Source organism: Pseudomonas gebzensis, assembly GCF_034427815.1.
GTDB lineage: Bacteria > Pseudomonadota > Gammaproteobacteria > Pseudomonadales > Pseudomonadaceae > Aquipseudomonas.
This window is the reverse complement of the sequence record NZ_JAXQNS010000006.1, coordinates 95,256-119,335: the sequence shown is the minus strand read 5'-3', so window position 1 is coordinate 119,335 and position 24,080 is coordinate 95,256. Positions and strand designations below refer to the sequence as shown.

The following is a 24,080-nucleotide window of genomic DNA, read 5'->3' as shown; positions in this document are numbered from 1 at the left end:
ATTTCCTACAAGGCGACAGAGCACCATGGCCGGACTCGACAAGCGCGTCACCAGCTACGAACAAGCCCTCGACGGGCTCACCGATGACATGACCGTACTGGCCGGCGGCTTTGGCTTGTGCGGCATCCCGGAAAACCTCATTGCCGAGGTCAAGCGCCGCGGCGTGAAAGGCCTGACGGTGGTGTCCAACAACTGCGGCGTCGACGGTTTTGGCTTGGGCGTGCTGCTTGAGAATCGCCAGATCCGCAAGATGATCGCGTCCTATGTGGGTGAAAACGCCGAGTTCGAACGGCAATTGCTCAGTGGCGAGCTGGAAGTGGTGCTGACGCCCCAGGGCACCCTGGCGGAAAAGATGCGTGCGGGCGGTGCTGGCATTCCGGCGTTCTACACCGCCACCGGCTACGGCACGCCCGTTGCCGAAGGCAAGGAAGTGCGCGAGTTCAATGGCCGCGCTTACATCCTCGAAGAAGCCATTACCGGTGATTTCGCCATCGTCAAAGGTTGGAAGGCCGACCATTACGGCAATGTCGTCTATCGCAACACCGCGCAGAATTTCAATCCGTTGGCCGCTACGGCCGGCCGCATCACGGTGGTGGAGGTCGAGGAGTTGGTCGAGCCCGGCGTGCTGTTGCCCAGCGAGATACATACCCCTGGCATCTTCGTCGACCGGGTGATCGTCGGCCAGTTCGAGAAACGCATCGAAAAACGTACCGTCAAGGCCTGAGCCCTGGCCTCATTCCAACAAGAGAACCTGACCATGGCCCTGACCCGCGAACAAATGGCGCAACGCGTCGCCCGTGAACTCAAAGACGGTTACTACGTGAACCTCGGCATCGGCATCCCGACCCTGGTGGCCAACTACGTACCGGCCGACATGGACGTGATGCTGCAATCGGAAAACGGCCTGCTCGGCATGGGCGAGTTCCCCACCGAAAGCCAACTCGACGCGGACATGATCAATGCCGGCAAACAGACCGTGACCGCCCGGCGCGGCGCCTCGATCTTCGATTCGGCGCAGTCGTTCGCAATGATCCGTGGCGGCCACGTCGACCTCACCGTGCTCGGCGCCTTTGAGGTCGATGTGCAGGGCAACATCGCCTCGTGGATGATTCCAGGCAAGCTGGTCAAGGGCATGGGTGGCGCCATGGACCTGGTGGCCGGCGCGGAAAACATCATCGTCACCATGACCCACGCCTCCAAGGACGGTGAATCCAAACTGCTCGACCGCTGCAGCCTGCCGTTGACCGGCGCCGGCTGCATTCGCAAGGTGCTGACCGACCTCGCCTATCTGGAAATCGAGAACGGCGCGTTCATCTTGCGGGAGACCGCGCCGGGGGTCACCGTGCAGGAGGTGGTCGAGAAGACCGCTGGCAAGCTGATCGTGGCCGATGACGTGAAGGAAATGACGTTCTGACGTCAGGCCTCATTCCGTGGCGTGCACTGCGAAAAGGCACGCCTGAATCACTCCAGACCTACTCTGCCGCCAATCGCGTGCGCGGATGGCGCTCGGCCTTGTACTGCATTGCCACCGCCGGGGCCGGTTTGGTGGCCCCGGTTTCCAGCCATTGACGCATGCGGCTGGCATCGGCGAAATGGGTGTACTTGCCAAACGCGTCAAGGATCACCATGGCTACAGGACGGTTATCCATCTTGGTCAGCAGCACCAGGCAGTGCCCGGCTTCGTTGGTGAAGCCGGTCTTGGTCAGGTTGATGTCCCAGTTGCTCTTGTTGACCAGGTGGTCGGTGTTGCGAAAGCCCAGGGTGTAGTTGGGCTTGCGGAAGGCCACGGTCTTTTCCCGGGTGGTCGACAGTTGGCTGAGCATCGGATAGCTGCGCGAAGCGATCAGCAGCTTGGCCAGGTCGCGAGCGGTAGACACATTCTGCGTCGACAACCCGGTGGGCTCGACGTAACGCGTATGGCTCATCCCCAGGCTGCGGGCCTTGGCGTTCATGGCCTTGATAAAGGCGCCGTAACCGCCGGGATAGTGATTGGCCAGGCTGGTGGCGGCGCGGTTTTCCGACGACATCAGGGTGATCAGCAGGGTTTCGCGGCGGTTCAGCTCGCTACCCAGGCGCACGCGCGAATAGATGCCCTTCATGTCAGGATTGTTGGCGATGGTCATGGTGAGCATTTCATCCATCGGCAACTTGGCGTCCAGCACCACCATGGCGGTCATCAGCTTGGTCACCGAGGCGATGGGCAGCACGCGCTCGGCGTGGCTGGAATACAACTCCTGCCGGGTGTTGAGGTCAATCAACAAGGCGCTGCCGGAGGCCAGATGCAGTTTGGCCGGGTCACGCTGTGTCTGGGCCGGGGTTTGCGCGGCCACCGGAGTGGGGAGCATTGCAGCGCCTGTGAGCAACAACAGCAGGCTGAGAATGGACAGGGAAGATTTCACGTCGAGACTCACTAAGTGTGGGTATGTCATTGGCTGTAAAGGGCTTTTGCCCCTCAAAAACCGGCGCATTGTGGAGTATGGGCCAAGCGCTGTCGATTGCTTGTTCAGGCGGCTGAACGGTATGAAAAAAACTTCATCGACCGCGCGCGTGACGCCCCACTGAGAATGAAAAAAACCCGCCAGAGCGGCGGGCAAGGGGACACGGCACAACACACGACAACGATGTCTGGACAGGCTACCAGCGCGGCGGCGGGCCATAGTAATAACCCGGCGGCGGGCCGTAGTAACGCCGGTACTGCGGCGGCGGTGGCGGCGGCACCGGCACGTAGCGTTCTACCACGTAGGGTTGTTCGTAATAGACCGGCTGAGGGGGCGCCTGGACGTAGACCGGTGGCGGGGCGTAGTAGGTCGGTTCGCGCTCCACGTACACCGGGCGCTTATGGCCGCCCGACACGGCCGCACCCACCACTGCACCCACCACCGCCGCGCCCAGTACCGGCCCTGCGCCACGCCAGCCATGGGCGGCGGCCGGGCCACTCACGGCCAGGGCACCGATCAGCAACGCGATCACGGGCATGTGACGCTTCATACAAACTCCTCCCAAGACACCCCACGTTTGGGGCGTATCACTATGACCGTCGTTTCTCCAAGTTGCGCAGGGTGACTGGGTAAAGGTTATGTAAGGTCGGACAAACGGCTCAGGCTAGTAGGAATCTTAGGTGAATCGCTTCTGCATCCGCCCTCAGGTTTGTAGGATACGTTCTGCAGCCTGATGCAGGCACCTGGCGATGCCAGCTACCCTTCCAAGGAAATACCATGACCCTCACACCCAGCGCAGACACCGTCTTGTGCATCTCCCTGGCCGGACGCCCAGGCACCTTCGGCGTGCGCTTTCATAATCATCTCTATCAACAGCTGGGCCTGAACTACTACTACAAGGCCATGACCACACACGACCTGCCCGCCGCCGTAGCGGGCATCCGCGCCCTGGGTATCCGGGGTTGCGGCGTGTCGATGCCGTTCAAGGAAGCGTGCATGGCCTTGGTCGACGAGATAGACCCTTCGGCGGCGGCCATCGACTCCATCAACACCGTGGTGAACGACGCCGGCCACCTCAAGGCCTATAACACCGATTACCTGGCCGTACGCCAGCTGCTCGAAGGCCGTCAGGTCGATCCGAGTACCGCTTTCGCCCTGCGTGGCAGCGGCGGGATGGCCAAGGCGGTAGCCTGTGCCCTGCGCGACAGCGGCTTTACCGACGGCACGCTGGTGGCGCGCAACGAACAAGCGGGCCGCGAGCTGGCCGATGCCTGCGGCTACCGCTGGGTGCGTGAGCTGGGCGAGCTCAGCCCGCCGATGCTCATCAATGTGACGCCGATCGGCATGGCCGCAGGCCCTGAGGCCGAGCACTTGGCATTTACCGAAGCTGCGATTGCAGCCGCGCACTGGGTGTTCGATGTGGTGGCGATGCCTGAGCGCACGCCGTTGATCAAGCAGGCCGAGGCTGCTGGCAAGTCGGTGATCACCGGGTTGGAGGTCATTGCCTTGCAGGCGCTTGAGCAGTTCGTGCTGTACACCGGCGTACGCCCGAGCGATGCCCAGGTACAGCAAGCTATCGCTTTTGCTCGTCAGGCTTGAGTAGCAGCGAGCTGGCTTGGAGAGACCCCAACGCTGACCTGAGCAGCTGATACGGCGCGGGGCCTGGGCATTTTTCGCGAGCACGCTCGCGCCTGCAAACTGCCGCAGCTCCAGCGCGGGCACTCGCTCAAAGGTGCCCGCGCCGCGCGTTGACAGCACCAGGGCTGTGCCTCGAGCTGCTGGCCCAACAGCCAACGCCCGCGCGCTGCGCATGCTGCAGCCATGAACTTCAGGTCCCGGGGCAGGCACAACCGTCGACTCACAGGCCCCGTGGGGGTCACTGATCAGGCCGCCGGTGGCGTAGGGCAGGGCAGAATCGGGATGCGCCATCGCCCTGGCGGTGAGGGTGCTTGCGGTGCTGGCAGCGGAGGATTTGCAGGGTGCCTCCCTCGCTGGGGTCAGGAAGGTGATACCTGCGGGACACCACAGCGAGGCTGGAGGCGGGGGCGCCCGACGAACGTGTGGCGCCCTGAGGAGGTTACATCGGTGCAGGCTGGATGATTTCAACCCAGTAGCCATCGGGGTCCTTGATGAAAGCCAGGTGCTTCATGCGGCCATCGGTCAGGCGTTTCTGGAAGGGCACGTTCAGGGCCTCGAAGCGGGCGCAGGCCGTGGTCACGTCGGGCACGGAGATGCAGATGTGGCCAAAACCACGCGGGTCGCTGTTGCCATCGTGATAGGCGAAGTCAGCGTCGTTCTCGGTGCCGTGGTTGTGGGTCAGTTCCAGCACACCCGGGATCGACTTCATCCACTGATGACGCGCATCGTCGTCGGCGGGAATGCTGTTTTTGTCGGCCAGGGCCAGGAAGTACAGACTGAAACCTGCTTCTTGGAAGTCGCGTTTGTCGACCAGGGTGAAGCCCAACACCCGGGTGTAGAAGTCCAACGACTTCTCGATGTCTTTGACCCGCAACATGGTGTGGTTGAACACGAAGTTGCGAGTGGCGGCGTCGGGTTGCGCGGTGATGCCGGGCAAGGTGTGCAGATCGTTCAGGCTCATGGGGTCTCCAGAAAACAAGGCCGGGCCTGTGGCGCCAGCGAAACAGACAGATCAGCATGATACGGAAGAAATGCGATCATACAAATGAAAGCGCCCCGCACGAGGTGCGGGGCGCTGGAATTAGAGGCCCGCATGTGCGGGCGCGTGATGGGGTCGCTAGTCCTTTAGCTGGATTGATGATGCTCGCGGCGCTGTGAAAAATCTGTGAAGCGTTTGTTGATGTTTCATGAGCGCAGCCAAGTTTCTACCGTATCGCCGCCATATTGCTCTTTCCAGGCCTTCAGGCCGCGGTGATTGCCGCCTTTGGTCTCGATCATTTCACCGTTGTGCGGGTTCTCGTAGACTTTCATCACGCGGGGACGGCGGTGCTGCTTGGCGGCCGCTGCAGGCGCCTTGCCAGTGACTTTGGGATCGAGGATGGCGATGATTTCACGCAGCCCTTTGTCATAGCCCTTCATCAGGTCGAGCAGTTTCTTCTCGAATTCGATTTCGCGCTTGAGGCCGGAGTCTTGTTTCATGGATTCGAGTTGCGCAAGTTGTTCTTTCAAGGCTTTTTCCGCGGCGCGGAACTCGGCGAGTCTGGACATTGGCATCACTCCTGTAAAACAGCCGTGGCCGGGCGCACGAACATGACTTTGGCTACTGCCGCCTGCCACATGAAGGTGGGTGAAACTGTTCGTTGAAGGGCAGTGTAGTTGCCGGTATCTAAGGGGTAAACCTAAACTTTCCAGAAAAATGGTGTAACTAGTTGTTCGATCACACCCAATATTTTGTACAACAGATTTTGTGTGTGCGGGAAATTAAACAGCGCTATGCCTGGTGATGCGCGTGCACCTTTTGATTGAAGATGGAGAACATTCGATGAAACAGCTGTTACTGATCGGCATCGGTCCCGGCGACCCGCAACAGATCACCTTGCAGGCCGTGGATGCACTTCGCCGGGGCCAGGTGTTCTTTCTGCTGAACAAAGGCGCGCCCACACGTGAACTGCTCGATGCCCGTCTTCAGTTGTTGCAGCGCCATGTGCCAGAGGGCGGTTATCGCGTGGTGGAAGTTACCGACGCGGCGCGCGACGGCCAGGCGCGCGACTATGTTGGCGCAGTCCAGGCCTGGCACCTACAGCGCGCCGCGTTGTACCAGCGTCTGCTCGAAGAACAACTGCAGGATGGGGAAACAGGCGCGTTTCTGTTATGGGGCGACCCCGGTTTGTATGACAGCACATTGCGCATGCTGGCACTTGTACGCGAACGCGGCATGGATATAACGGTAGAAGTCATTCCCGGTATCAGCAGCGTGCAGGCGCTGGCCGCGCGCCATGCGATTGCGCTCAACCGCATTGGCGAACCGCTGACGGTACTGCCCGGGCGGCAACTGGCCAGGCACGGCCACATCGATAATGTCGTCGTGATGCTCGATGGGCAGTGCACGTTCACTCAGGTCGACGCCGAGGCGCTGTTCATCTATTGGGGGGCTTACCTGGGTACGCCCGATGAGCTGCTGATCGCCGGGCCGCTGAGTGAAGTGAGAGACAGGATAGTGCAAGTACGCGAAGCGGCTCGCATCCGCAAAGGCTGGATCATGGACACGTACTTACTACGAAGGATGCCGTGCTGAGCGTATTCAGTGCTTGCCCAGGATCGCTTCGACCTTGAGCCGCAGTTGGTCAATGCTGAACGGTTTGCCAATCATGTGCATGCCTGCTGGCACGTTGAGGCTTTCTGCATAGCCACTGGCAAAGAGCACCGGCAGGAGCGGGCGTATTTCCCGTGCCAGTTGCGCAAGCTCCTGGCCACTGAGGTCGGGCAAGCCAATATCGGTCATGAGCAGATCCAGGGGCTGGTTCGCATCCTTGAGGATGCTCAGCGCTTGGGCAGCGTCCGCCGCTTCAAGCACTGTGTAGTCCAGTTCTTCAAGCACTTCGACCGTCAGCATCCGGACAATGTCGTCGTCTTCGACAACCAGTAAAGGCATGGATAGATCCTGTTCAATAGGTGTGTCTACTCAGTGCCTGGCAACGGGTAGAAGTTCCGCAGAATACCAGTGTCGTGCACGGGTATGGAACGATTGGCACCTCGCGGTCATCCAACACTGGCTAAAGGCCTGCCTGCGACGGCAAAGCCCGGTAGACTGATGCCCTTTTCCAGAGTGGCGCAGCACGCCAGCACAGGCCAGGCCGTTTTCCTGCACCGTTCAACAGACCTCATTCGCTCGGGCGTTACCTGATGATTCAAGCAGCTTCGATGGACCAACGCAGTTTTCGCAAACTGCTCAGCCGCAACGTTGGCTTGCCCCTGGGCGTGGGCCTGCTGGGGGCCGTGGCCTTCGTGGCGATCGTCAGCTACCTGCTGGCGGCCATGAGGTGGGTGGAACACACCGACCGCGTGATCGGCAACGCCAATGAGACCGTCAAGTTGTCGATCGACATGGAAACCGGCATGCGCGGCTTCCTTATTACGGGCGACGAACGTTTCCTTGACCCCTACGAGGTGGCCAAGCCGCAGATCTTCGGCAGCCTCAATGCGCTGCGGGAAATGGTCAGCGACAACCCGCAGCAGGTCGATCGCATCGAGCGCTTGAAATCGCTTCAGAGCGCGTGGAACGACTTTGGCGCCGAAATCATCAATCAGCGTCGCACCAACGGTAATTTCCGCGAGTCGATCGGCAGTGGTCGGGGCAAGCGGATCACCGATGAAATGCGCAAAGAGTTTGCTACCTTCATCGGTCAGGAACAGCAGTTGCGCATGACCCGTACCGATACGGTAAGCACGACCACCACCCTGGCCATCAGCGGCTTCGTCTTGTTCATCGTTGCGCTGACCGCGTTGCTGGCCTACCTGGGGCGCCGCGACCTCCTGGCCCTGTCCGCCAGCTACGATGAAAACCTCTGGGCCCAGCAACGCGCGGCCGAACGCCTGGAGCACCAGGCCTGGCTGCGCAGCGGCCAGACCCAGCTATCGGGCGAAGTGCTGGGTCAACTGACCTTGCCGCTACTGGGCAACAGCATCCTGCGATTCTTTGCCAGCTACCTGGGCAGTGTGGTTGGAGCTGTCTACGCGCGTGATGAACACGGCCAACTGATCCGCGTGGCCAGCTACGGGCTGGACGCCGAGCAACAGGCGCGTGAGCAGCGGCTGTCTGTCCATGACGGTCTGCTCGCCCAGGCGGTCAAACAGTCGCGCCTGGTGCGTCTGGACGACCTGCCCGACGGCTTCCACCGTTTGAGCTCCGGCCTTGGCAGCGGCTTGCCGCGCAGCGCCATGCTGGTGCCCGCCAGCCATGACGGCGAGGTCAATGGGGTGATCGAACTGGGCTTTCTGCGCCCGCTGCAACCTCGCGATGAAGAGTTGCTCGAACTGCTGGCCGGCAGCCTCGGTACCTCCATCGAAAGCGCGCGCTACCGCCAGCGTCTGCAGGAAGTGCTGGCCGAAACCCAGCAGCTCAACGAGGAGCTGCAGGTCCAGCAGGAAGAATTGAAAACCGCCAACGAAGAGCTCGAAGAGCAATCGCGGGTGCTCAAGGAGTCCCAGGCGCACCTGGAGACCCAGCAGGCCGAACTCGAGCAGACCAACGAGCAGTTGGCCGAGCGTACCGACGCGCTCGATCGCAAGAACAGCGAGCTCAACATGGCGCAGAAGGAGCTGCAGGCGCGCGCCGATGACCTGCAGCGCTCCAGCCAGTACAAGTCCGAATTCCTCGCCAACATGTCCCATGAGTTGCGTACGCCGCTCAACAGTTCGCTGATCCTGGCCAAGCTGCTGGGTGAGAACGCCGGCGGCAATCTCACCGCCGAACAGGTCAAGTTCGCCGACTCCATCTATTCCGCCGGCAACGACCTGCTCAACCTGATCAACGACATCCTCGACATCGCCAAGGTCGAAGCCGGCAAGCTGGAAATGCGCCCCGAAAACACGCCTATAGAGCGTCTGGTCGATGGCCTGCGCGGGATGTTCCAGCCCTTGGCGGCCGACAAGGGCCTGACCCTTGAGGTGCAGATCCAGGGGCAGGTGCCGGCCAGCCTCTACACCGACCGCCAGCGCCTGGAACAGATCCTCAAGAACCTGCTGTCCAACGCCATCAAGTTCACCGAGCAGGGCAAGGTCAGCCTGACCATCAGCCATGCGCCGGAACACGGCATCGTCTTCGCCGTGCAGGACAGCGGCATCGGCATCGCCGCCGACCAGCAGCAGGCGATCTTTGGTGCGTTCCACCAGGTCGATGGCACCAGCAACCGTCGCTACGGCGGCACCGGCCTGGGCCTGTCGATTTCGCGCGACCTCGCGCAGCTGCTCGGCGGGCAGATCACCGTGCGCAGCCAGCCGGGGCAGGGCAGCCTGTTCAGCCTGGCGCTGCCAGAACGCTACGAGGCCGAAGAGCTGCCTGAGCAGGCTCCAAACCTGCGACCCATGCTCGAGCGCATGCAGGCGGCGCCTGTACCGGTGGTCAGTGTGCCAGCCGCCAGGCCGGCTCAGCCCGCGGCGTTTGTCGACGACCGTGACCTGGCCCCGTTCAGCAATCGCTGCATCCTGGTCATCGAAGACGAGCCGAACTTTGCGCGCATCCTGTATGACCTCGCCCGTGAGCTGGGCTACAACTGCCTGCACGCCCAAGGCGCCGATGAGGGCTTCGAGCTGGCTTCGCGTTACTTGCCCGATGCGGTGCTGCTGGACATGCGCCTTCCCGATCATTCCGGGCTGACCGTGCTGCAACGTTTGAAGGAGCAGGCCGAGACCCGGCACATCCCTGTGCACGTGATTTCGGTCGAAGACCGAGTCGAGGCTGCCCTGCACATGGGCGCCATCGGTTACGCGGTCAAGCCCGCCACCCGCGACGAGCTCAAGGAGGTGTTCGGTCGCCTCGAAGCCAAGCTGACGCAAAAGCTCAAACGCATCCTGCTGGTAGAGGACGACGACCTGCAGCGCGAGAGCATCGCCCGGCTGATCGGCGACGACGACATCGAGATCACCGACGTGGCCACGGCCCACGAGGCCTTGGACCTGCTGCGCGAGAACATCTATGACTGCATGATCATCGACCTCAAGCTGCCTGACATGCTCGGCAACGAGCTGCTCAAGCGCATGACCGCCGAAGACATCCGCGCCTTCCCGCCGGTGATCGTCTACACCGGGCGCAACCTGACCCGCGAAGAAGAAGCCGAGCTGCTCAAGTATTCCCGCTCGATCATCATCAAGGGTGCGCGCTCGCCCGAGCGCCTGCTCGACGAGGTGACGCTGTTCCTGCACCAGGTCGAATCGCAGCTGTCCCACGAGCGTCAGCGCATGCTCAAGACTGCACGCAGCCGCGACAAGGTGTTCGAGGGGCGGCGCATCCTGCTGGTCGATGACGATGTGCGCAACATCTTCGCCCTCACCAGTGCGCTGGAGCACAAGGGGGCCGTGGTGGTGATCGGCCGCAACGGGCGCGAAGCCATCGAGCGTCTGGAACAGCACGATGACATCGACCTGGTGCTGATGGATGTGATGATGCCGGAAATGGACGGCTACGAGGCCACCCGCCTGATCCGCCAGCAGCCGCGCTGGCGCAAACTGCCGATCATCTCGGTCACGGCCAAGGCGATGAAGGACGATCAGCAGCGGTGTCTGCAGGCCGGCGCCAACGATTACCTGGCCAAGCCCATCGACCTCGATCGACTGTTCTCGCTGATTCGCGTGTGGCTGCCGCAACTGGAGCGAATTTGACTATCGACCGCGATACCGAGATCGAAATCAGGCTGCTCATCGAGGCGATCTACCTCAAGTACAGCTATGACTTTCGCGACTACTCCGGCGCTTCGATCAAGCGTCGGATCCTTCACGCTGTGAACCAGTTCGAGTGCCGCACGGTGTCGGCCTTGCAGGAACGCGTGCTGCACGACCCGAGCATGTTCATGGAGCTGCTGCAATACCTGACGATTCCGGTCAGCGAGATGTTTCGCGACCCCAGCCATTTCCTGGCCTTGCGCAAGGAGGTGGTGCCGCTGTTGCGCACCTGGCCTTCGATCAAGGTCTGGATTGCCGGCTGCAGCACGGGGGAGGAGGTCTACTCCATGGCCATCCTGTTGCGCGAAGAGGGCCTGCTCGAGCGCAGCATCCTCTATGCCACCGACATCAATCCGTACTCGCTCGAGCGGGCCAAGCAGGGCATCTACTCGCTGCAGAACATCGAAACCTACGCGCGCAACTACCGCGAGGCAGGCGGGCGACGGGACTTCTCCGAGTACTACACCGCCGCCTACGGCAACGCCATCATGGACAGCAGCCTGCGCGACAACGTGACCTTTGCCGACCACAGCCTGGCCACCGACAGCGTGTTCTCCGAAACCCAGCTGGTGTCGTGCCGCAACGTGATGATCTATTTCAACAAGGCCCTGCAAGACCGGGCGTTCGGCTTGTTTCACGAGTCGTTGTGCCACCGGGGTTTCCTGGTGCTGGGCAGCAAGGAATCGGTCGACTTTTCGGCCTATGCCGATCGTTTCAAGGCGCTGGTGCGCCCTGAGCGGATCTTTCGCAAATCATGACCACGCCGCATGCCATCGTCATCGGTGCCTCGGCCGGCGGAGTCGCAGCGTTGTTCGAGGTGCTCGGGCAACTGCCGATGGCCTTCAACCTGCCGATCCTGTGTGTGCTGCACCTGCCGCAGGACCGACCCAGCCACCTGGCGACCGTCTTGCAACAGCGCCTGGGGCGGCCGGTGCATGAAGCGCGTGACAAGGAACGTATCATGCTAGGAATGATCTACGTCGCAGGCCCGGGGTATCACCTGTCGGTGGAGCGCGATTTGAGCCTGTCGCTGAGTCAGGAAGAGCCGGTGCATTTTTCCCGGCCGGCCATCGACTTTCTTTTCGAGTCTGCCGCCGATGCCTATGGCGCGAACGTGATGGGGATCGTTCTGACCGGCGCCAACCAGGATGGCGCCAAGGGCCTTGCCAGCATCAAACAACAGGGCGGCCGGACCGTGGTCCAGGACCCCCATGAAGCACAGGTCGGGCTGATGCCGCAGGCGGCATTGGCGTTGCATGCCCCTGACCACATTCTTTCTTTAAGCGGTATCGGGCAGTTGCTCGCCACCTTGGAACCCCGCGCATGTTAAGCCACCTCACCGCGAAACTGCTGATCGTCGACGACCTGCCGGAAAACCTGCTGGCCCTCCAGGCCCTGATCCAGGGCGAGGACCGGGAGGTGCACCAGGCGTTGTCGGCCGACCAGGCGCTGTCGTTGCTGCTCGAACATGACTTCGCCCTGGCCATCCTCGATGTGCAGATGCCCGGCATGAATGGCTTCGAGCTGGCCGAACTGATGCGCGGCATGGAAAAGACCAAGCACATTCCGATCGTGTTCGTCAGCGCTGCAGGGCGCGAGATGGACTACGCCTTCAAGGGCTATGAAAGCGGCGCCGTCGATTTTCTGCACAAGCCGCTCGACACCCTGGCGGTGAAGAGCAAGGTAACGGTGTTCGTTGACCTGTTTCGCCAGCGCCAGGTGCTCGATCGTCAGCTAGAGGCACTGGAGCGCGGTCGTCAGGAGCAGGCGTTGTTGCTGGCCAAGCTGCAGTCGACCCAGGCCGACCTGGAGCATGCGGTGCGCATGCGCGATGACTTCATGTCGATCGTCTCGCACGAGGTGCGTACGCCGCTCAATGGCCTGATTCTGGAGACCCAGCTGCGCAAGATGAACCTGGCCCGCGACAACATGGCCGCGTTCACCCCCGACAAGCTGCACTTGATGGTCGAACGCGACGAACGGCAGATCAACAGCCTGATCCGACTGGTCGAAGACATGCTGGACGTGTCGCGGATCCGCACGGGCAAATTGTCGATTCGGCCCAAGGCGTTTGACTTGTGTGCGCTGCTGCACAACCTGGTCGAACGGTTCAGTGCCCAGGCCGAATCGCTGGAGACGCAGATCGAGCTCAGCGCCAGTTGTCCGATGCTGGGCGAGTGGGATGAGTTCCGGATCGAGCAGGTGCTGGCCAATCTGCTGTCCAATGCGCTGCGTTATGGCGACCGCAAGACGGTGCGAGTACGGATGCACCAGGACGGCAACGCGGCCTGCGTGCAGGTGCAGGACCAGGGCATCGGCATCAGTCAGTTGAACCAGAAGCGCATTTTCCAGCAGTTCGAGCGGGTCTCGGCGCAGCATGCGCGCAGCGGTTTGGGCCTGGGGCTGTATATCTCCGAGCAGATCGTACTGGCCCATGGCGGGCGGATCGAGGTCGACAGCGAAGAAGGCCAGGGCTCGACATTCAGCGTTTATCTGCCGCTTTGCGCGGCACCGGCACAAAGCGATCAGGCGCAGGCAACCTCTGCGTGAGCCTGGGGTCATAGAGGCAGCTTGTTGAATTTGAAGGCGTTGCCATGAGTGAAGATGCACAAGATGTCGTGCTGATCGTCGAAGACGAGGAAGCCATACGGATCATTTTGCAGGACTACCTGTCCGGCGAGGGTTACCACGTGCTGGTGGCTGAAGACGGCGCGCAGGCTTTCGCGATTCTGGCCAGCAAACCGCACCTGGACCTGATCGTCACCGACTATCGGCTGCCGGGGGGGATTTCCGGGGTGCAGATTGCCGAGCCTGCCGTGAAACTGCGGCCAGACCTGAAGGTGATCTTCATCAGCGGCTACCCGGCAGAAATCCGTGAGTCCGACAGCCCGATCGCGCACAAGGCGCCGATCCTGGCCAAGCCGTTCGATCTGGTCACTTTGCACGAGCAGATCCAGAACCAGCTCAGATAACCCCTGCGCTTGCTGCGCAGCATGCTTTGGCTATGCCTCGACGTGTCGGGGCGGGGGTAGCGCGCTGCGGCTACCGCAAGCGGCGCTCGCCTTTGCACGTCGCACAGGCGAGGCATGGCTGGCGCTGTCGAGGCGTGAAAACGTGGCGCGACTGTCCCCAGGTCGGCTTCGCAACCTTCGAAGCTGTGAACCGCCTGCTGGCCACTACAGTTTTTGTAATAATTTCTCGCTGTGAGATTTGTCGAACTGGGTTGTAGGATTATTTTCCGTATTTTCCAGCAAGGTCCCTATGAGCGCTTTCTCCGAGCCTCCCTGTCTGTGGTCGCTTCGACCGTCCCCCCTGTCTCTCTTCCTTGACTCTGCCGCGAGTATCCGTTGATGGAATGGCTAGCTGACCCCACGGCCTGGCTAGGCCTGCTCACACTCATCGTGCTCGAACTGGTACTGGGTATCGACAACCTGGTATTCATCGCCATCCTCGCCGACAAGCTACCGCCGCATCAGCGCGACCGTGCGCGAATCATCGGCCTGAGCCTGGCGCTGATCATGCGCCTGGGCCTGCTGGCGAGCATTTCCTGGATGGTCACCCTCACCGAGCCGCTGTTCGAGGTGTTCGGCAAGAGCTTCTCGGGGCGCGACCTGATCATGCTGTTCGGCGGTGTGTTCCTGTTGTTCAAGGCGACCATGGAACTGCATGAGCGCTTGGAAGGGCACGAGCCGCAGAGCCAGGGCACGCTGCGTTATGCGGCATTCTGGCCAATCGTGGCGCAGATCGTGGTGCTCGATGCGGTGTTCTCGCTCGATGCGGTGATCACGGCCGTGGGCATGGTCGAGCACCTGTCGGTGATGATGATCGCAGTGATTTTCTCCATCGGCATCATGATCGTGGCCAGCAAGCCGCTGACCCGCTTCGTCAACGCCCACCCTACGGTGATCATGCTGTGCCTGGGCTTTTTGATGATGATCGGCTTCAGCCTGACCGCCGAAGGCTTGGGCTTCCACATCCCCAAAGGCTATCTGTATGCGGCCATTGGCTTTTCGTTGCTGATCGAGCTGTTCAATCAGTTGGCCCGTGCGCGCCGCAAGCGCAGCGTGCAGAGCCATCGCCCACTGCGCGAGCGTACGGCCCATGCCGTGCTGCGCCTGCTGGGCGGTCGCCGGGTAAACAGTGACGAGGTCGGTGACGAGATCGCCGACATGGTCGAGGGCGGCGACAGCGAAGTGCTGTTCGATCGCCGCGAGCGGGTGATGATCAGCGGCGTGCTGCACCTGGCCGAGCGGCCGATCCGTACGGTGATGACCGCGCGCGCCGAGGTCGATGCCATTGACCTGGCGCTCGACCCGCAGGGCAACGCGCTGAACCTGGCCCACTCGCCTTATTCACGCCTGCCGGTGATCCGCGCCGGGCGCATCGAGGAACCGCTGGGGTACGTGCACAAGAAGGAGTTGCTCAAGGCCGTGTTGTCTGGCGAACAGCCGGACCTGGAAAGCATGGTCCAGGTGCCGTTGAACCTGCTGGAGAGCTTCAGCATTCTCAACGCGCTGGAGCAGATGCGCAGCCAGTCGACGCACATCGCCTTCGTGGTCAACGAGTTCGGTGACTTCACAGGCCTGCTGACCATGACCGACATTCTCGAGTCGATTGCCGGCGAATTGCCTGACGCCAGCGAGATTGGCGGCCCAGAGATCGTCGAGGACACCCTCGGCTTCGTCGCCAGCGGCGCCTTGAACCTGAGTCAGGTGCAGGCGCGTACCGGCTTCGCTGCCCGCGCCACTGACGACTACCAGACCCTCGCGGGGCTGGTGATGAGCCTGCTCGACCGTTTACCGGTGATCGGCGATCGCCTGAGCTGCAATGGCTGGACCCTGACCGTGGTCGCGGTTGAAGAGCGGCGCGTGCGCCAGGTGCACCTCAGCCGCGGCGACGCTGGCGCAGCAGATGCCTGACGCCTTCAAGCACCAGGACCAGTACGGCGGCCCAGATCGGCAAGTAGGTCAGCCACTGGTCGGGGCCAATGGTCTCGCCCAGCAATAACGCCACGCCCACCAGCAGGACCGGCTCGACGTAGCTGAGCAGGCCGAACAGCGTGAAGGGCAGCAGACGGCTGGCCAGCACATAGGCGATCAGCGCCCCGGCGCTGATCGCCCCCAACACTGGAATCAGCAGGTAAAGCCGTGAGTGCGCGGCCAGGTCGGTCACTGACAGTGGTCCCTGTACGACAAAGTAGATCGCCCACGGCAGCAGCAGGAACATGTCCCACCACAACCCGCCCAGGTGGTCGCTCTGGCAGCGTTTGCGCAGCACGAAATACACCGGGTAGCCGAGCATCACCACCAGGGTTTCCCAGGCAAAGCTGCCGTGCTGGTACAGCTCGTGCACAACCCCAAGCGCAGCGCAGGCCACTGCCACGCGCTGCAGCCGTGACAGGCGCTCGCCATAGACCAGTCGGCCTGTTGTGACCATTGCCAGGGGCAGCAGGAAATAGCCCATCGACACTTCCAGGCTGCGCCCATGCAACGGCGCCCAGAGGAACAGCCACAATTGAATGCCCATCAGCCACGAGGTGCCGAGCATGCCCAGCAGCAGCACGGGCGTGCGCCGCACCCGGGCAAACAGCTCGCCGACGCGCTGCCAGTCCTGGGAGGCGAGCATGAACAGGGTCAGGCAGGGGAGGGTCAGCAGGGTGCGCCAACCGAAGATTTCCTCGCCGTCCAAGGGCGCGAGCAGGGAGGTATAGAAGTACATCACGGCGAACAGACACGACGCCAAGACCGAAATTACGATGCCCTTAGACACGACTGCCTCTTCTGAACGTTGAACCCATGGTCAATCGGGAATGATCTCAGGGGGTGGTGCCTTGGACAAGGCCGGCGTGCTCGGACGTGCGGCCAGAGACTTGAGGAAGTCGGCCACGGGCATGGGCCGGGCAAACAGGTAGCCCTGCTGGTAGTCCACCGTGTAGCGGTCGAGGTAGTCGCGCTGCTCGGCAGTCTCCACCCCTTCGGCGACGATGCCCAGGCCGAGCTTGCCGCACAGCTCGATGATGCTTTCGAGAATGTGCAGCGACAGCGCGTCACCGCCGATCATGGCCACGAAGCTCTGGTCGATTTTCAGGTAGTCGATGCGGAACTGGCGCAGGTAGTTGAGGCTGGACTGGCCGGTGCCGAAGTCATCGAGCGCGATCATCACGCCCATGTCATGCAGCTTGTCGAACAGCTCCAGGGTGGTGGGGCTCGGTTCGATCAGCTTGCGTTCAGTCAGCTCCAGGGTCAGGGCGACGCGACCGGGCGGGAACTGCGCGAGAAAGCGTGCGCAGTCGTCCAGCAGGCTCAGGTCGCGGCAGTGGTCGGCGGTGATGTTGAAGGCGATGTGGAAGTGATCGTCGAGCAAGGGTGCAAAGGGCGCCAGACTGTGTGCGGTGTGCGCCATCAAGGCGCGGGTCATGGGCACGATCTGGCCGCTGTGTTCGGCGTAGGGAATGAACAGGTCAGGGCGCACCAGACCATCCTTGGGGTGCTGCCAGCGCATCAGTACCTCCACACCGGACCACTTGTAGTCGCCGCGGCGCACCACCGGTTGCAGGTAGGCCACGAACTCATTGGCCTGCAACGCCCGTTCGATTTCGGCGCGCGGTGAGGTGGCGCGGCGGATCTGCCAGCGGCAGACGCCGCCGGCCAGCAGCCCGAGCATCACCAGCAGCCCGAACAGGGCAGGATAGTGGCCGAGCATGTAAGCCAGGGTGCGGTCTTCACGGAAACCGGCCTGTACGCTGAGCGGGAAACGCGTCGAGGCCATCCGCACCGGGGCCTTGATTGCGCTGGGTGGGCTGCCGTTGCGCACCTGGCCCTCGGCTCCGATCCAGTGCTCGCCCACGCGGATCTGCACGGGCAGCCCGGGGTCGCTCAGGCGCAGGAACGTCAGCACGTGCTCGCTGTCCACGGTCACCAGTACGCCGCGCCCGGCGCTGCCGAGGCGGTAGACCAGCAGCGGGTGGCCAGGGGTCACCGAGTTGCCATTCATCAACCACAGCGTGCCTTCGGTGTAGTCATTGAGGTCGACCGCCTCGTCGTAACCGCCCAGCAGGGAGGTGCAGTAGACGCGGTCGTGGTTGAACAATACGGTGGAGCGGACGAATGCGTTGCGGGTGACCTCGGCACGCAATGGCAAGCTGGCGACTTCGCACGGCTGGCCCGCCAGGGGCAGCAGTGCCTGCGCCGAGCGCGACAGCTGATCGAGAATCAGCTCGCTTTGCCGAAGCACCTGGATGGCCGCCGCCTGGCTTTGTTCGAGCAGTTCGCGTTCGGCCTGCCAGCGCATGACCGCCATGCCCCCTAACAGCGGAAGCAGGCCGACGGCCCAGGGCAGAAGGGTACGCCAGCTCCAGCGAGCAGGACGAAGGGCCGTGAGGGGCATACTGATCTAACCTTGTTGCAGAGGGAAATCCTGCCCACAGGATAGCCGTTTGTCGGGCTCAGACAATAACGACCACGCGACAAATTCTTTTACGCTCTATAGAATCGGATTACGAATAAAACAATAAGCTCTCCGCCGGAGAGTATGTCCTCAGAGACCCTGCGTATGGCGCGCTATGGCTTCAAGCTGATCATCGGTGGTTTCCTCGCCCGCAGTGTGCGCGGCGTACCGTGTTCGCCGCCTGTCTGGCAGAAAAAACCAGGTGTTACCCACAACTGATTTTTCGCTGCTGACAAGGACACTTCCATGACCGACCTCTTCGACAACCCCATGGGCCTGATGGGCTTTGAGTTCATCGAGCTGGCATCCCCCACGCCCGGCGTGCTGGAACCCGTATTCCAGGCGCTTGGCTTCACGCATGTCGCGACCCACCGCTCCAAGGCCGTGCACTTGTACCGCCAGGGCGGCATCAACCTGATCCTCAACAACGAGCCCAAGAGCGTCGCATCGTATTTTGCGGCCGAGCATGGCCCCTCGGTGTGTGGCATGGCGTTCCGCGTGCGTAACGCGCATCAGGCCTATGCCCGGGCGCTGGAGCTTGGCGCCCAGCCGGTGGAGATCGAAACCGGGCCGATGGAGCTGCGCTTGCCGGCGATCAAAGGCATCGGCGGCGCGCCGCTGTACCTGATCGACCGCTTCGAGGAGGGGAGCTCGATCTATGACATCGACTTCACCTTCCTCGAAGGTGTCGACCGCCATCCGCAAGGCGCGGGCTTGAAGATCATCGACCACCTCACCCACAACGTTTACCGCGGGCGCATGGCGTACTGGGCAGGCTTTTATGAAAAGCTGTTCAATTTCCGCGAAATTCGCTACTTCGACATCAAAGGCGAATACACCGGCCTGACCTCCAAAGCCATGACCGCGCCCGACGGCATGATCCGCATTCCGCTCAACGAAGAATCCTCAAAGGGCGCCGGGCAGATCGAGGAGTTTCTCATGCAGTTCAACGGCGAGGGCATCCAGCATGTGGCGTTCCTCACCGACGACCTGATCAAGACCTGGGATACCCTCAAGGGCATGGGCACAGTGTTCATGACGCCCCCACCGCAGACCTACTACGAGATGCTCGAAGAACGCCTGCCCAACCACGGAGAACCGGTGCAGGCGCTGCAGTCGCGGGGCATTCTGCTCGATGGCGCCTCCGAGGCCGGCGATCGCCGGCTGCTGCTGCAGATCTTCTCCGGCACACTGCTGGGGCCGGTGTTCTTCGAGTTCATCCAGCGCAAGGGTGACGACGGTTTCGGCGAGGGCAATTTCAAAGCGTTGTTCGAATCGATCGAGCGCGATCAGGTCCGACGTGGTGTGCTACAGGGCGACTGATGCCTGCGGCAGGTGTCGTCACGACGGCACCTGCTGCACACCACGGTGACCCCTGAGCAGCACCAGGTACACACCTGCCCCTGTCAGCAAGCCAATCAGCATCAGCAGGGGCAGGGCACGGGCGCTATAGGCCCAGAACATGTGCTGAAATGTCCCAGCGCCATAGCCTGCGTAAACCGTGTAGTCATAGTCGGGGGAACGCTTGCTGAATCGGTTGGAGGGTCTCGGCCCTGTGCGCGTCTGGGCGTACCCGTCTTTGCTCATCCAGATCGAATGATCGCCCATATCCAGCTGCAGCACTTCACCCTCGGCGAATTTGGACAGCTGGCGGTGCAGCCGCTGGCCATCGATGCCTGCCAGAAGCGTCTGGTTGTCGTGTTCCCAGGCGAACACCAGCGCGCCGTCCCTGGCAGAGGTCGAGCCTTGAGCGGTCAGGCTGATCCGCTGGTAGGCGAACTGATCGAACGAAGCTTTGCTGGCAAGCTCCCACGCGCTGGAGCTGCATACGCTGTCGTCCGCTTGTTTGAGAACCAACGATCGCACCAACTGGCTACTGTCGATGCTGCCAAGCAGCCGTGGCGCCAGTTCGGCGCAATTGCGCAGGGGCGCTTGGGCGATATGGCTGCTCGCTTCGCGCAGCGTGTCGAACACCCGATCCACGACATAGAGCGCGCGTACGGCGCTGTTGCGTGCACCGGCGTCCAACGTGCGATCGATCTGTTGCACGATCACCAGCGCGCCACACAAAACCGGAAGCAGGCTGATGCCAAAGATCATCAAGAGCGTACAGGGGCGGCGGCGAGGCAGACGAGTCAGTTTCATGGGCAAAGGGTCCTCAGGCGGCAGGCAGACCACGCGCAAGACCTGCGCGTAGGGAATCAGCGCAGGTTAGGGGAAAAGCTCCCGTACTCCGGGTGAGCGGATTCTTCACGATGTGCAGGCACTGAAGACGGCGGCTGTGGGACTTGTCGCTGGGCGAGCCAAGCCGGCTGGGGCAATGTGCTAGCCTTGCGCGCTTAACCAGCCCTGGAGGCAGTATGCCTAACCCTAATAGCACAACAGACGACCAATTCCTGCAGGCCGCGATCGAGCAAGCGCGCCTCGGAGTCGAGGAGGGTGGCATCCCGATTGGCTCGGTGCTGGTCCATCGCGGCCAGATCATCGGTCGCGGTCACAACCGTCGTGTGCAGAGCGCCAGCGCAATCTTGCACGGCGAGATGGACGCCCTGGAAAATGCCGGTCGGCAAAGCGCTGCGGTTTACCGTGAATCCACCCTGTACACCACGCTCTCGCCCTGCCCAATGTGCAGCGGCGCGATTCTGCTGTATGGCATTCGCCGCGTTGTGGTGGGGGAGAACCAGACGTTCATGGGCGAAGAAGCCCTGCTACGCAGCCGGGGTGTGGAGGTTGAGGTGGTCGACGATCCGCAATGCCAGCACTTGATGAAAACCTTCATCGAACAGCACCCGGCATTGTGGAACGAAGACATCGGGCGTTGATCGCACGGCCGCCCACGCCGCTGATCAGCTGCCGTCGTGGCCTTGCAGAATCAGGCCGACCTGTTCGCGCAGGCGCTGCATCGTGAATGGCTTGCACATCAATTCCATGCCTGGATCGAGGAACTGATCGCGTGCCATGGCCGTTTCTGCATAACCGGTGACGAACAGCACCTTGAGGGACGGCTGCAGCATGCGGGCAAGTTCTGCCAGCTGTCGCCCGTTCATGCCCGGCAGCCCGACGTCAGTGACCAGCAACTCGATCCGCGGCACCGAGCGCAGCAGCGCCAGGGCTTGCTCGGCATCGCCAGCGCAGTGGCACGTCAGGCCGTCTTCGGCCAGTGACTGCTGCAACAGGCCGCGAATCTGCTCGTCGTCCTCGACGATCAACACGTTGCCGTTTGCCCGCTGCGCGTTGCGCTGCTCCAGACCGGCGCTAACACCGTCTTCGGGCTGTTCAGCCCGTTCATGGTGACGCGGCAGATACAGCTGTACCTGCGTGCCCTGGCCGATCGCGCTGGTCAAGACCACGTGGCCGCGCGACTGTTTGCTGAAGCCGTACACCATCGATAGCCCCAGCCCGATGCCCTGGCCCGTGGGCTTGGTGCTGAAGAACGGCTCGAAGGCATGTTCCACAGTGCTGGCAGACATGCCCTGGCCGGTGTCGGTCAGGCTCAGGCAGACATAATCCCCCGCCGGCAGGCTGGCCGCGAACTGCGCCTCCACAATCTGCCGATTGTGCGCCTCGACAAGCAAGGTGCCGCCACAGGGCATGGCTTCGCAGGCGTTGAGGACCAGGTTGTCGAACGATTCACTCAACTGCGCGGCATCGGTCTGGGCCCACCACAGTCCGTCGTCCAGCACGCAGTTCACGGTGATCGTTGGAGGGATCGAACGCTGCCAGGTGTCGGCCTGCAGCAGTTCGGCAACGTCGACGCGCCGGCTTTGTAAAGACTGGCGTGAAGAAAACGCCAGCAGACGGTGCGTCAGGCGCGCTGCCCGGCCTACGGCCTGGCGACCGATGTCCAGGGCAGTGTCGACAGCCTCGGCCTGGCCGCGCTGCAAGCGCCGACCGGCCAGTTCCAGGCTGCCGCCGATGCTGGTCAGCAGGTTGTTGAAGTCGTGCGCCACGCCGCCAGCCAGTTGACCGATGGCGTCCATCTTGCGGGCGTGGTGAAAGGTTTCCTGATGCCGGCGGGTGAGCTCGAGTTGCAGGTGCAAGGCCTGGTCTGACGCGTGCAGTTGATCACGCGACTGGTACTGGCGATGGCGGGCGCGCAGCGCAGCCTGCACCATGCCCAGCAGTTGCTGGTCCTGACAAGGGTGCGACAGCGTGAACAAGTTACCGAACTGCGACCAGGACGAGGCCGACTCGGGTGCGCGCAGCAACAGCACTGGCAAGTCCGACCACGACGGCTGGCGCTCGACGAAGACCTGCAGGGCTGACTCGCCCACGCTCGCCAGGCAGTGCTCATCGACAATGGCCATGGCCGCGCCGTCGCCCAGCCATTCACCCAGGTGCGCCATGTCGTGGGTGACGGCACAGCCAAATCCTGCGCCGCTCAACAGTTCGAGGGTGCGGTTGGCGCGCGGGGAGGGCGCCAGGATCAGTGCGCGTTCCTCCAGGGAAAACGAACAGGCCAAGAGAAACTCCTGAAAATGGGCAGTCTTGAACTACTTGACTGCCCTTCGATGCCGCCGGTTCAACACAGTTGGTCACGTGTTCAAGGTACCCGCTGGACGGTTCAAAGACCCTGTTGTAGAGCGGGGTCGTCCGGGTTCTGCCGCTCCAGTTCGGCCGACAGCACCTGCACATTCTGCAACTGCCCGGTTTCTTTCCAGTAGGCGATCAGCCGCAGGCGTGCGCGGCGATCGTTGGGGTGCTGATCGAGCAGGGTTTGCAGTTGGGTCTGGGCGGCGTCGATCTGATCGAGCTGGTGCAGCGTGGTCGCCAGGGTGTAACGGTAGTCGGCGTGATCGGGCTCCAGCTCCACGGCCTTGGAGAAGGCCAGCAAGGCGTATTCGGTCTGTGCGTGACGGGTCAGCCACAAGCCCAGTTCGTGCTGCAAAAACGCCGAGTCAGGATTTTGCAGCAGGGCCTTGGCCAGGACTTCACGTGAGGCGTCGTGCTCCCCTTCGCGCTCGAGCAGGCGCACCTGCGTGGCCAGGGCGTCGGTGCTGTGTGGGTTCAACGCCAGGCACCGGCGCAGAGCGCTGGCAGCGCCGGTGTAGTCGGCTTCATGCAGGTACAGGCGCGCCAGGTGCAATTGCGCGTCGGCATCGTCCGGCTGGCTGGCGAGCACCGCTTGATACGCCTCCAGCGCCTCCTGCAAGGGAGAGAAATACAGGCCGATGGCGTCGGGTGAAAGCCCCAGCAACGCATCGACCACGGCATGACGCACGGTGTCATCGTCGTCATCGAGCAGCGGCCCCAAGGCCATGCTGCGTTGCGCTGGCGGCAGCAGGCGCTGAATGCCCATCACGGCAGCGCGGCGCACGTAGGCATCCGGGTTGGCCAGGTCCTGCTTGGCCAGCTTCAACGCGATGGACGAGGGATAGTTGGGCAGTTCGGCATACAACGCGGCGCGGCGCATCGGCGACAGATCCGTGCGCTGCAACTGTTGATAGAGCAGGCGAGCTGCGCCCGGTTGGCCATCGTGCGCCAGGCGCAAGGCCTTGGCGTAGCTCGCCGGCGGCGCGCTGACCGGGGCCGGTGCGGGGGTGCGCCAGAGGTAGCTGAGCGTGCCCACGCCGATGATCGCCAGCAGCGCGGCGAGCAGGAAGCGGTTGCGTCGAGGCATCGTCTGGTCCTTGGCAAAAGGAGGAGGCAGAGCTTGGGACAGACGCCCGGCAAATGCAACGGGCCTGGCCGGGGAGCTCTGGCGCGTGTCGGGTTCCAGGGGCAGGGTGCGCACGTTCAGGATGAGGCGCAACGCTAGCGCTTGAGGGTAGGCGCATGGCGCCAGGTCGGCGCGCAGGCGCGCAAGGCCTGGTCCATGCCCATGCAGGCGCCCCAGGCCGC

23 protein-coding genes are annotated in these 24,080 nt (G+C 62.5%); 13 read left to right on the top strand and 10 right to left on the bottom strand.

The genetic code is table 11. The annotated features are described in order from the left end of the window. The first annotated feature begins 25 nt into the window (after positions 1–25). Both SJI00_RS13200 and SJI00_RS13195 read left to right on the top strand, forming a co-directional pair. Positions 26–724, top strand: a complete 699-nt coding sequence (locus SJI00_RS13200) for a CoA transferase subunit A (protein WP_322462160.1) — start codon at positions 26–28, stop codon at positions 722–724. A 33-nt stretch (positions 725–757) separates the two neighbouring features. Continuing rightward, positions 758–1,414 carry a CoA transferase subunit B gene (locus SJI00_RS13195; RefSeq protein ID WP_322462159.1) on the top strand — a complete coding sequence of 219 codons (657 nt, stop codon included), beginning with the start codon at positions 758–760 and terminating at the stop codon, positions 1,412–1,414. A gap of 58 nt (positions 1,415–1,472) precedes the next feature. Here the strand turns inward: SJI00_RS13195 and pbpG are convergent, their stop codons facing one another. Both pbpG and SJI00_RS13185 read right to left on the bottom strand, forming a co-directional pair. After that, positions 1,473–2,399, bottom strand: coding sequence for a D-alanyl-D-alanine endopeptidase (gene pbpG / locus SJI00_RS13190; RefSeq protein WP_322462158.1), 927 nt, complete (start codon positions 2,397–2,399; stop codon positions 1,473–1,475). Positions 2,400–2,634: 235 nt separating this feature from the next. After that, the gene (locus SJI00_RS13185) at positions 2,635–2,988 is read right to left on the bottom strand and encodes a hypothetical protein (protein ID WP_322462157.1); all 354 of its coding nucleotides are present in this window, start codon (positions 2,986–2,988) and stop codon (positions 2,635–2,637) included. A gap of 227 nt (positions 2,989–3,215) precedes the next feature. Between SJI00_RS13185 and SJI00_RS13180 the strand changes: the two genes are divergently transcribed. Further along, positions 3,216–4,037 carry a shikimate 5-dehydrogenase gene (locus SJI00_RS13180; protein ID WP_322462156.1) on the top strand — a complete coding sequence of 274 codons (822 nt, stop codon included), beginning with the start codon at positions 3,216–3,218 and terminating at the stop codon, positions 4,035–4,037. A gap of 478 nt (positions 4,038–4,515) precedes the next feature. Here the strand turns inward: SJI00_RS13180 and gloA are convergent, their stop codons facing one another. Both gloA and SJI00_RS13170 read right to left on the bottom strand, forming a co-directional pair. Further along, positions 4,516–5,037, bottom strand: a complete 522-nt coding sequence (gloA, locus tag SJI00_RS13175; RefSeq protein WP_322462155.1) for a lactoylglutathione lyase — start codon at positions 5,035–5,037, stop codon at positions 4,516–4,518. A gap of 224 nt (positions 5,038–5,261) precedes the next feature. Next, entirely contained in the window at positions 5,262–5,624 is a 363-nt protein-coding gene (locus SJI00_RS13170; protein WP_322462154.1) for a histone-like nucleoid-structuring protein, MvaT/MvaU family, read from the bottom strand. Between the two features lie 274 nt (positions 5,625–5,898). Between SJI00_RS13170 and cobF the strand changes: the two genes are divergently transcribed. After that, positions 5,899–6,651: a precorrin-6A synthase (deacetylating) gene (gene cobF / locus SJI00_RS13165; protein ID WP_322462153.1), complete on the top strand. Its 753-nt coding sequence runs from the start codon at positions 5,899–5,901 to the stop codon at positions 6,649–6,651. 6 nt (positions 6,652–6,657) lie between these two features. On the opposite strand, the gene SJI00_RS13160 is transcribed toward cobF, so the two are convergent. Continuing rightward, on the bottom strand, positions 6,658–7,008 hold the full coding sequence (locus tag SJI00_RS13160; RefSeq protein WP_322462152.1) for a response regulator: 351 nt from the start codon (positions 7,006–7,008) through the stop codon (positions 6,658–6,660). A gap of 251 nt (positions 7,009–7,259) precedes the next feature. Between SJI00_RS13160 and SJI00_RS13155 the strand changes: the two genes are divergently transcribed. The 6 genes from SJI00_RS13155 to SJI00_RS13130 all read left to right on the top strand — a co-directional run bounded on the left by SJI00_RS13155 (position 7,260) and on the right by SJI00_RS13130 (position 15,712). Then, positions 7,260–10,733: a response regulator gene (locus tag SJI00_RS13155; RefSeq protein WP_322462151.1), complete on the top strand. Its 3,474-nt coding sequence runs from the start codon at positions 7,260–7,262 to the stop codon at positions 10,731–10,733. Further along, positions 10,730–11,551, top strand: a complete 822-nt coding sequence (locus tag SJI00_RS13150) for a CheR family methyltransferase (protein ID WP_322462150.1) — start codon at positions 10,730–10,732, stop codon at positions 11,549–11,551. The genes SJI00_RS13155 and SJI00_RS13150 overlap by 4 nt, the downstream gene beginning before the upstream one ends. Continuing rightward, entirely contained in the window at positions 11,548–12,123 is a 576-nt protein-coding gene (locus SJI00_RS13145) for a chemotaxis protein CheB (protein WP_322462149.1), read from the top strand. The genes SJI00_RS13150 and SJI00_RS13145 overlap by 4 nt, the downstream gene beginning before the upstream one ends. Then, a complete protein-coding gene (locus tag SJI00_RS13140) occupies positions 12,117–13,343 on the top strand; it encodes a hybrid sensor histidine kinase/response regulator (RefSeq protein ID WP_322462148.1) in 1,227 nt (408 codons plus the stop codon). Before SJI00_RS13145 ends, SJI00_RS13140 begins: the two co-directional genes overlap by 7 nt. Before the next feature lie 44 nt (positions 13,344–13,387). Then, a complete protein-coding gene (locus SJI00_RS13135) occupies positions 13,388–13,765 on the top strand; it encodes a response regulator (RefSeq protein ID WP_322462147.1) in 378 nt (125 codons plus the stop codon). A 378-nt stretch (positions 13,766–14,143) separates the two neighbouring features. Next, complete coding sequence (locus tag SJI00_RS13130) at positions 14,144–15,712, top strand: TerC family protein (protein ID WP_322462146.1); 1,569 nt, start codon at positions 14,144–14,146, stop codon at positions 15,710–15,712. Here SJI00_RS13130 and rarD read toward each other — a convergent pair. Further along, positions 15,678–16,562, bottom strand: a complete 885-nt coding sequence (gene rarD, locus SJI00_RS13125) for an EamA family transporter RarD (protein ID WP_322462145.1) — start codon at positions 16,560–16,562, stop codon at positions 15,678–15,680. The genes SJI00_RS13130 and rarD overlap by 35 nt on opposite strands. Positions 16,563–16,592: 30 nt before the next feature. Next, on the bottom strand, positions 16,593–18,179 hold the full coding sequence (locus SJI00_RS13120) for an EAL domain-containing protein (protein ID WP_322462144.1): 1,587 nt from the start codon (positions 18,177–18,179) through the stop codon (positions 16,593–16,595). A 144-nt stretch (positions 18,180–18,323) separates the two neighbouring features. On the opposite strand from SJI00_RS13120, the gene SJI00_RS13115 reads away from it, so the two are divergent. Together SJI00_RS13115 and hppD are read left to right on the top strand one after the other, a co-directional pair. Then, positions 18,324–18,458, top strand: coding sequence for a hypothetical protein (locus tag SJI00_RS13115; protein WP_322462143.1), 135 nt, complete (start codon positions 18,324–18,326; stop codon positions 18,456–18,458). A gap of 27 nt (positions 18,459–18,485) precedes the next feature. Then, on the top strand, positions 18,486–19,562 hold the full coding sequence (gene hppD, locus SJI00_RS13110) for a 4-hydroxyphenylpyruvate dioxygenase (RefSeq protein WP_322462142.1): 1,077 nt from the start codon (positions 18,486–18,488) through the stop codon (positions 19,560–19,562). Between the two features lie 18 nt (positions 19,563–19,580). Here the strand turns inward: hppD and SJI00_RS13105 are convergent, their stop codons facing one another. After that, complete coding sequence (locus tag SJI00_RS13105; protein WP_322462141.1) at positions 19,581–20,384, bottom strand: CSS-motif domain-containing protein; 804 nt, start codon at positions 20,382–20,384, stop codon at positions 19,581–19,583. 215 nt (positions 20,385–20,599) lie between these two features. Between SJI00_RS13105 and SJI00_RS13100 the strand changes: the two genes are divergently transcribed. Next, positions 20,600–21,061, top strand: a complete 462-nt coding sequence (locus SJI00_RS13100; protein ID WP_322462140.1) for a nucleoside deaminase — start codon at positions 20,600–20,602, stop codon at positions 21,059–21,061. Between the two features lie 24 nt (positions 21,062–21,085). Here the strand turns inward: SJI00_RS13100 and SJI00_RS13095 are convergent, their stop codons facing one another. Both SJI00_RS13095 and SJI00_RS13090 read right to left on the bottom strand, forming a co-directional pair. Further along, positions 21,086–22,702, bottom strand: a complete 1,617-nt coding sequence (locus SJI00_RS13095) for an ATP-binding protein (RefSeq protein WP_322462139.1) — start codon at positions 22,700–22,702, stop codon at positions 21,086–21,088. A gap of 101 nt (positions 22,703–22,803) precedes the next feature. Continuing rightward, complete coding sequence (locus SJI00_RS13090; RefSeq protein WP_322462138.1) at positions 22,804–23,859, bottom strand: tetratricopeptide repeat protein; 1,056 nt, start codon at positions 23,857–23,859, stop codon at positions 22,804–22,806. Positions 23,860–24,080: the final 221 nt, after the last annotated feature.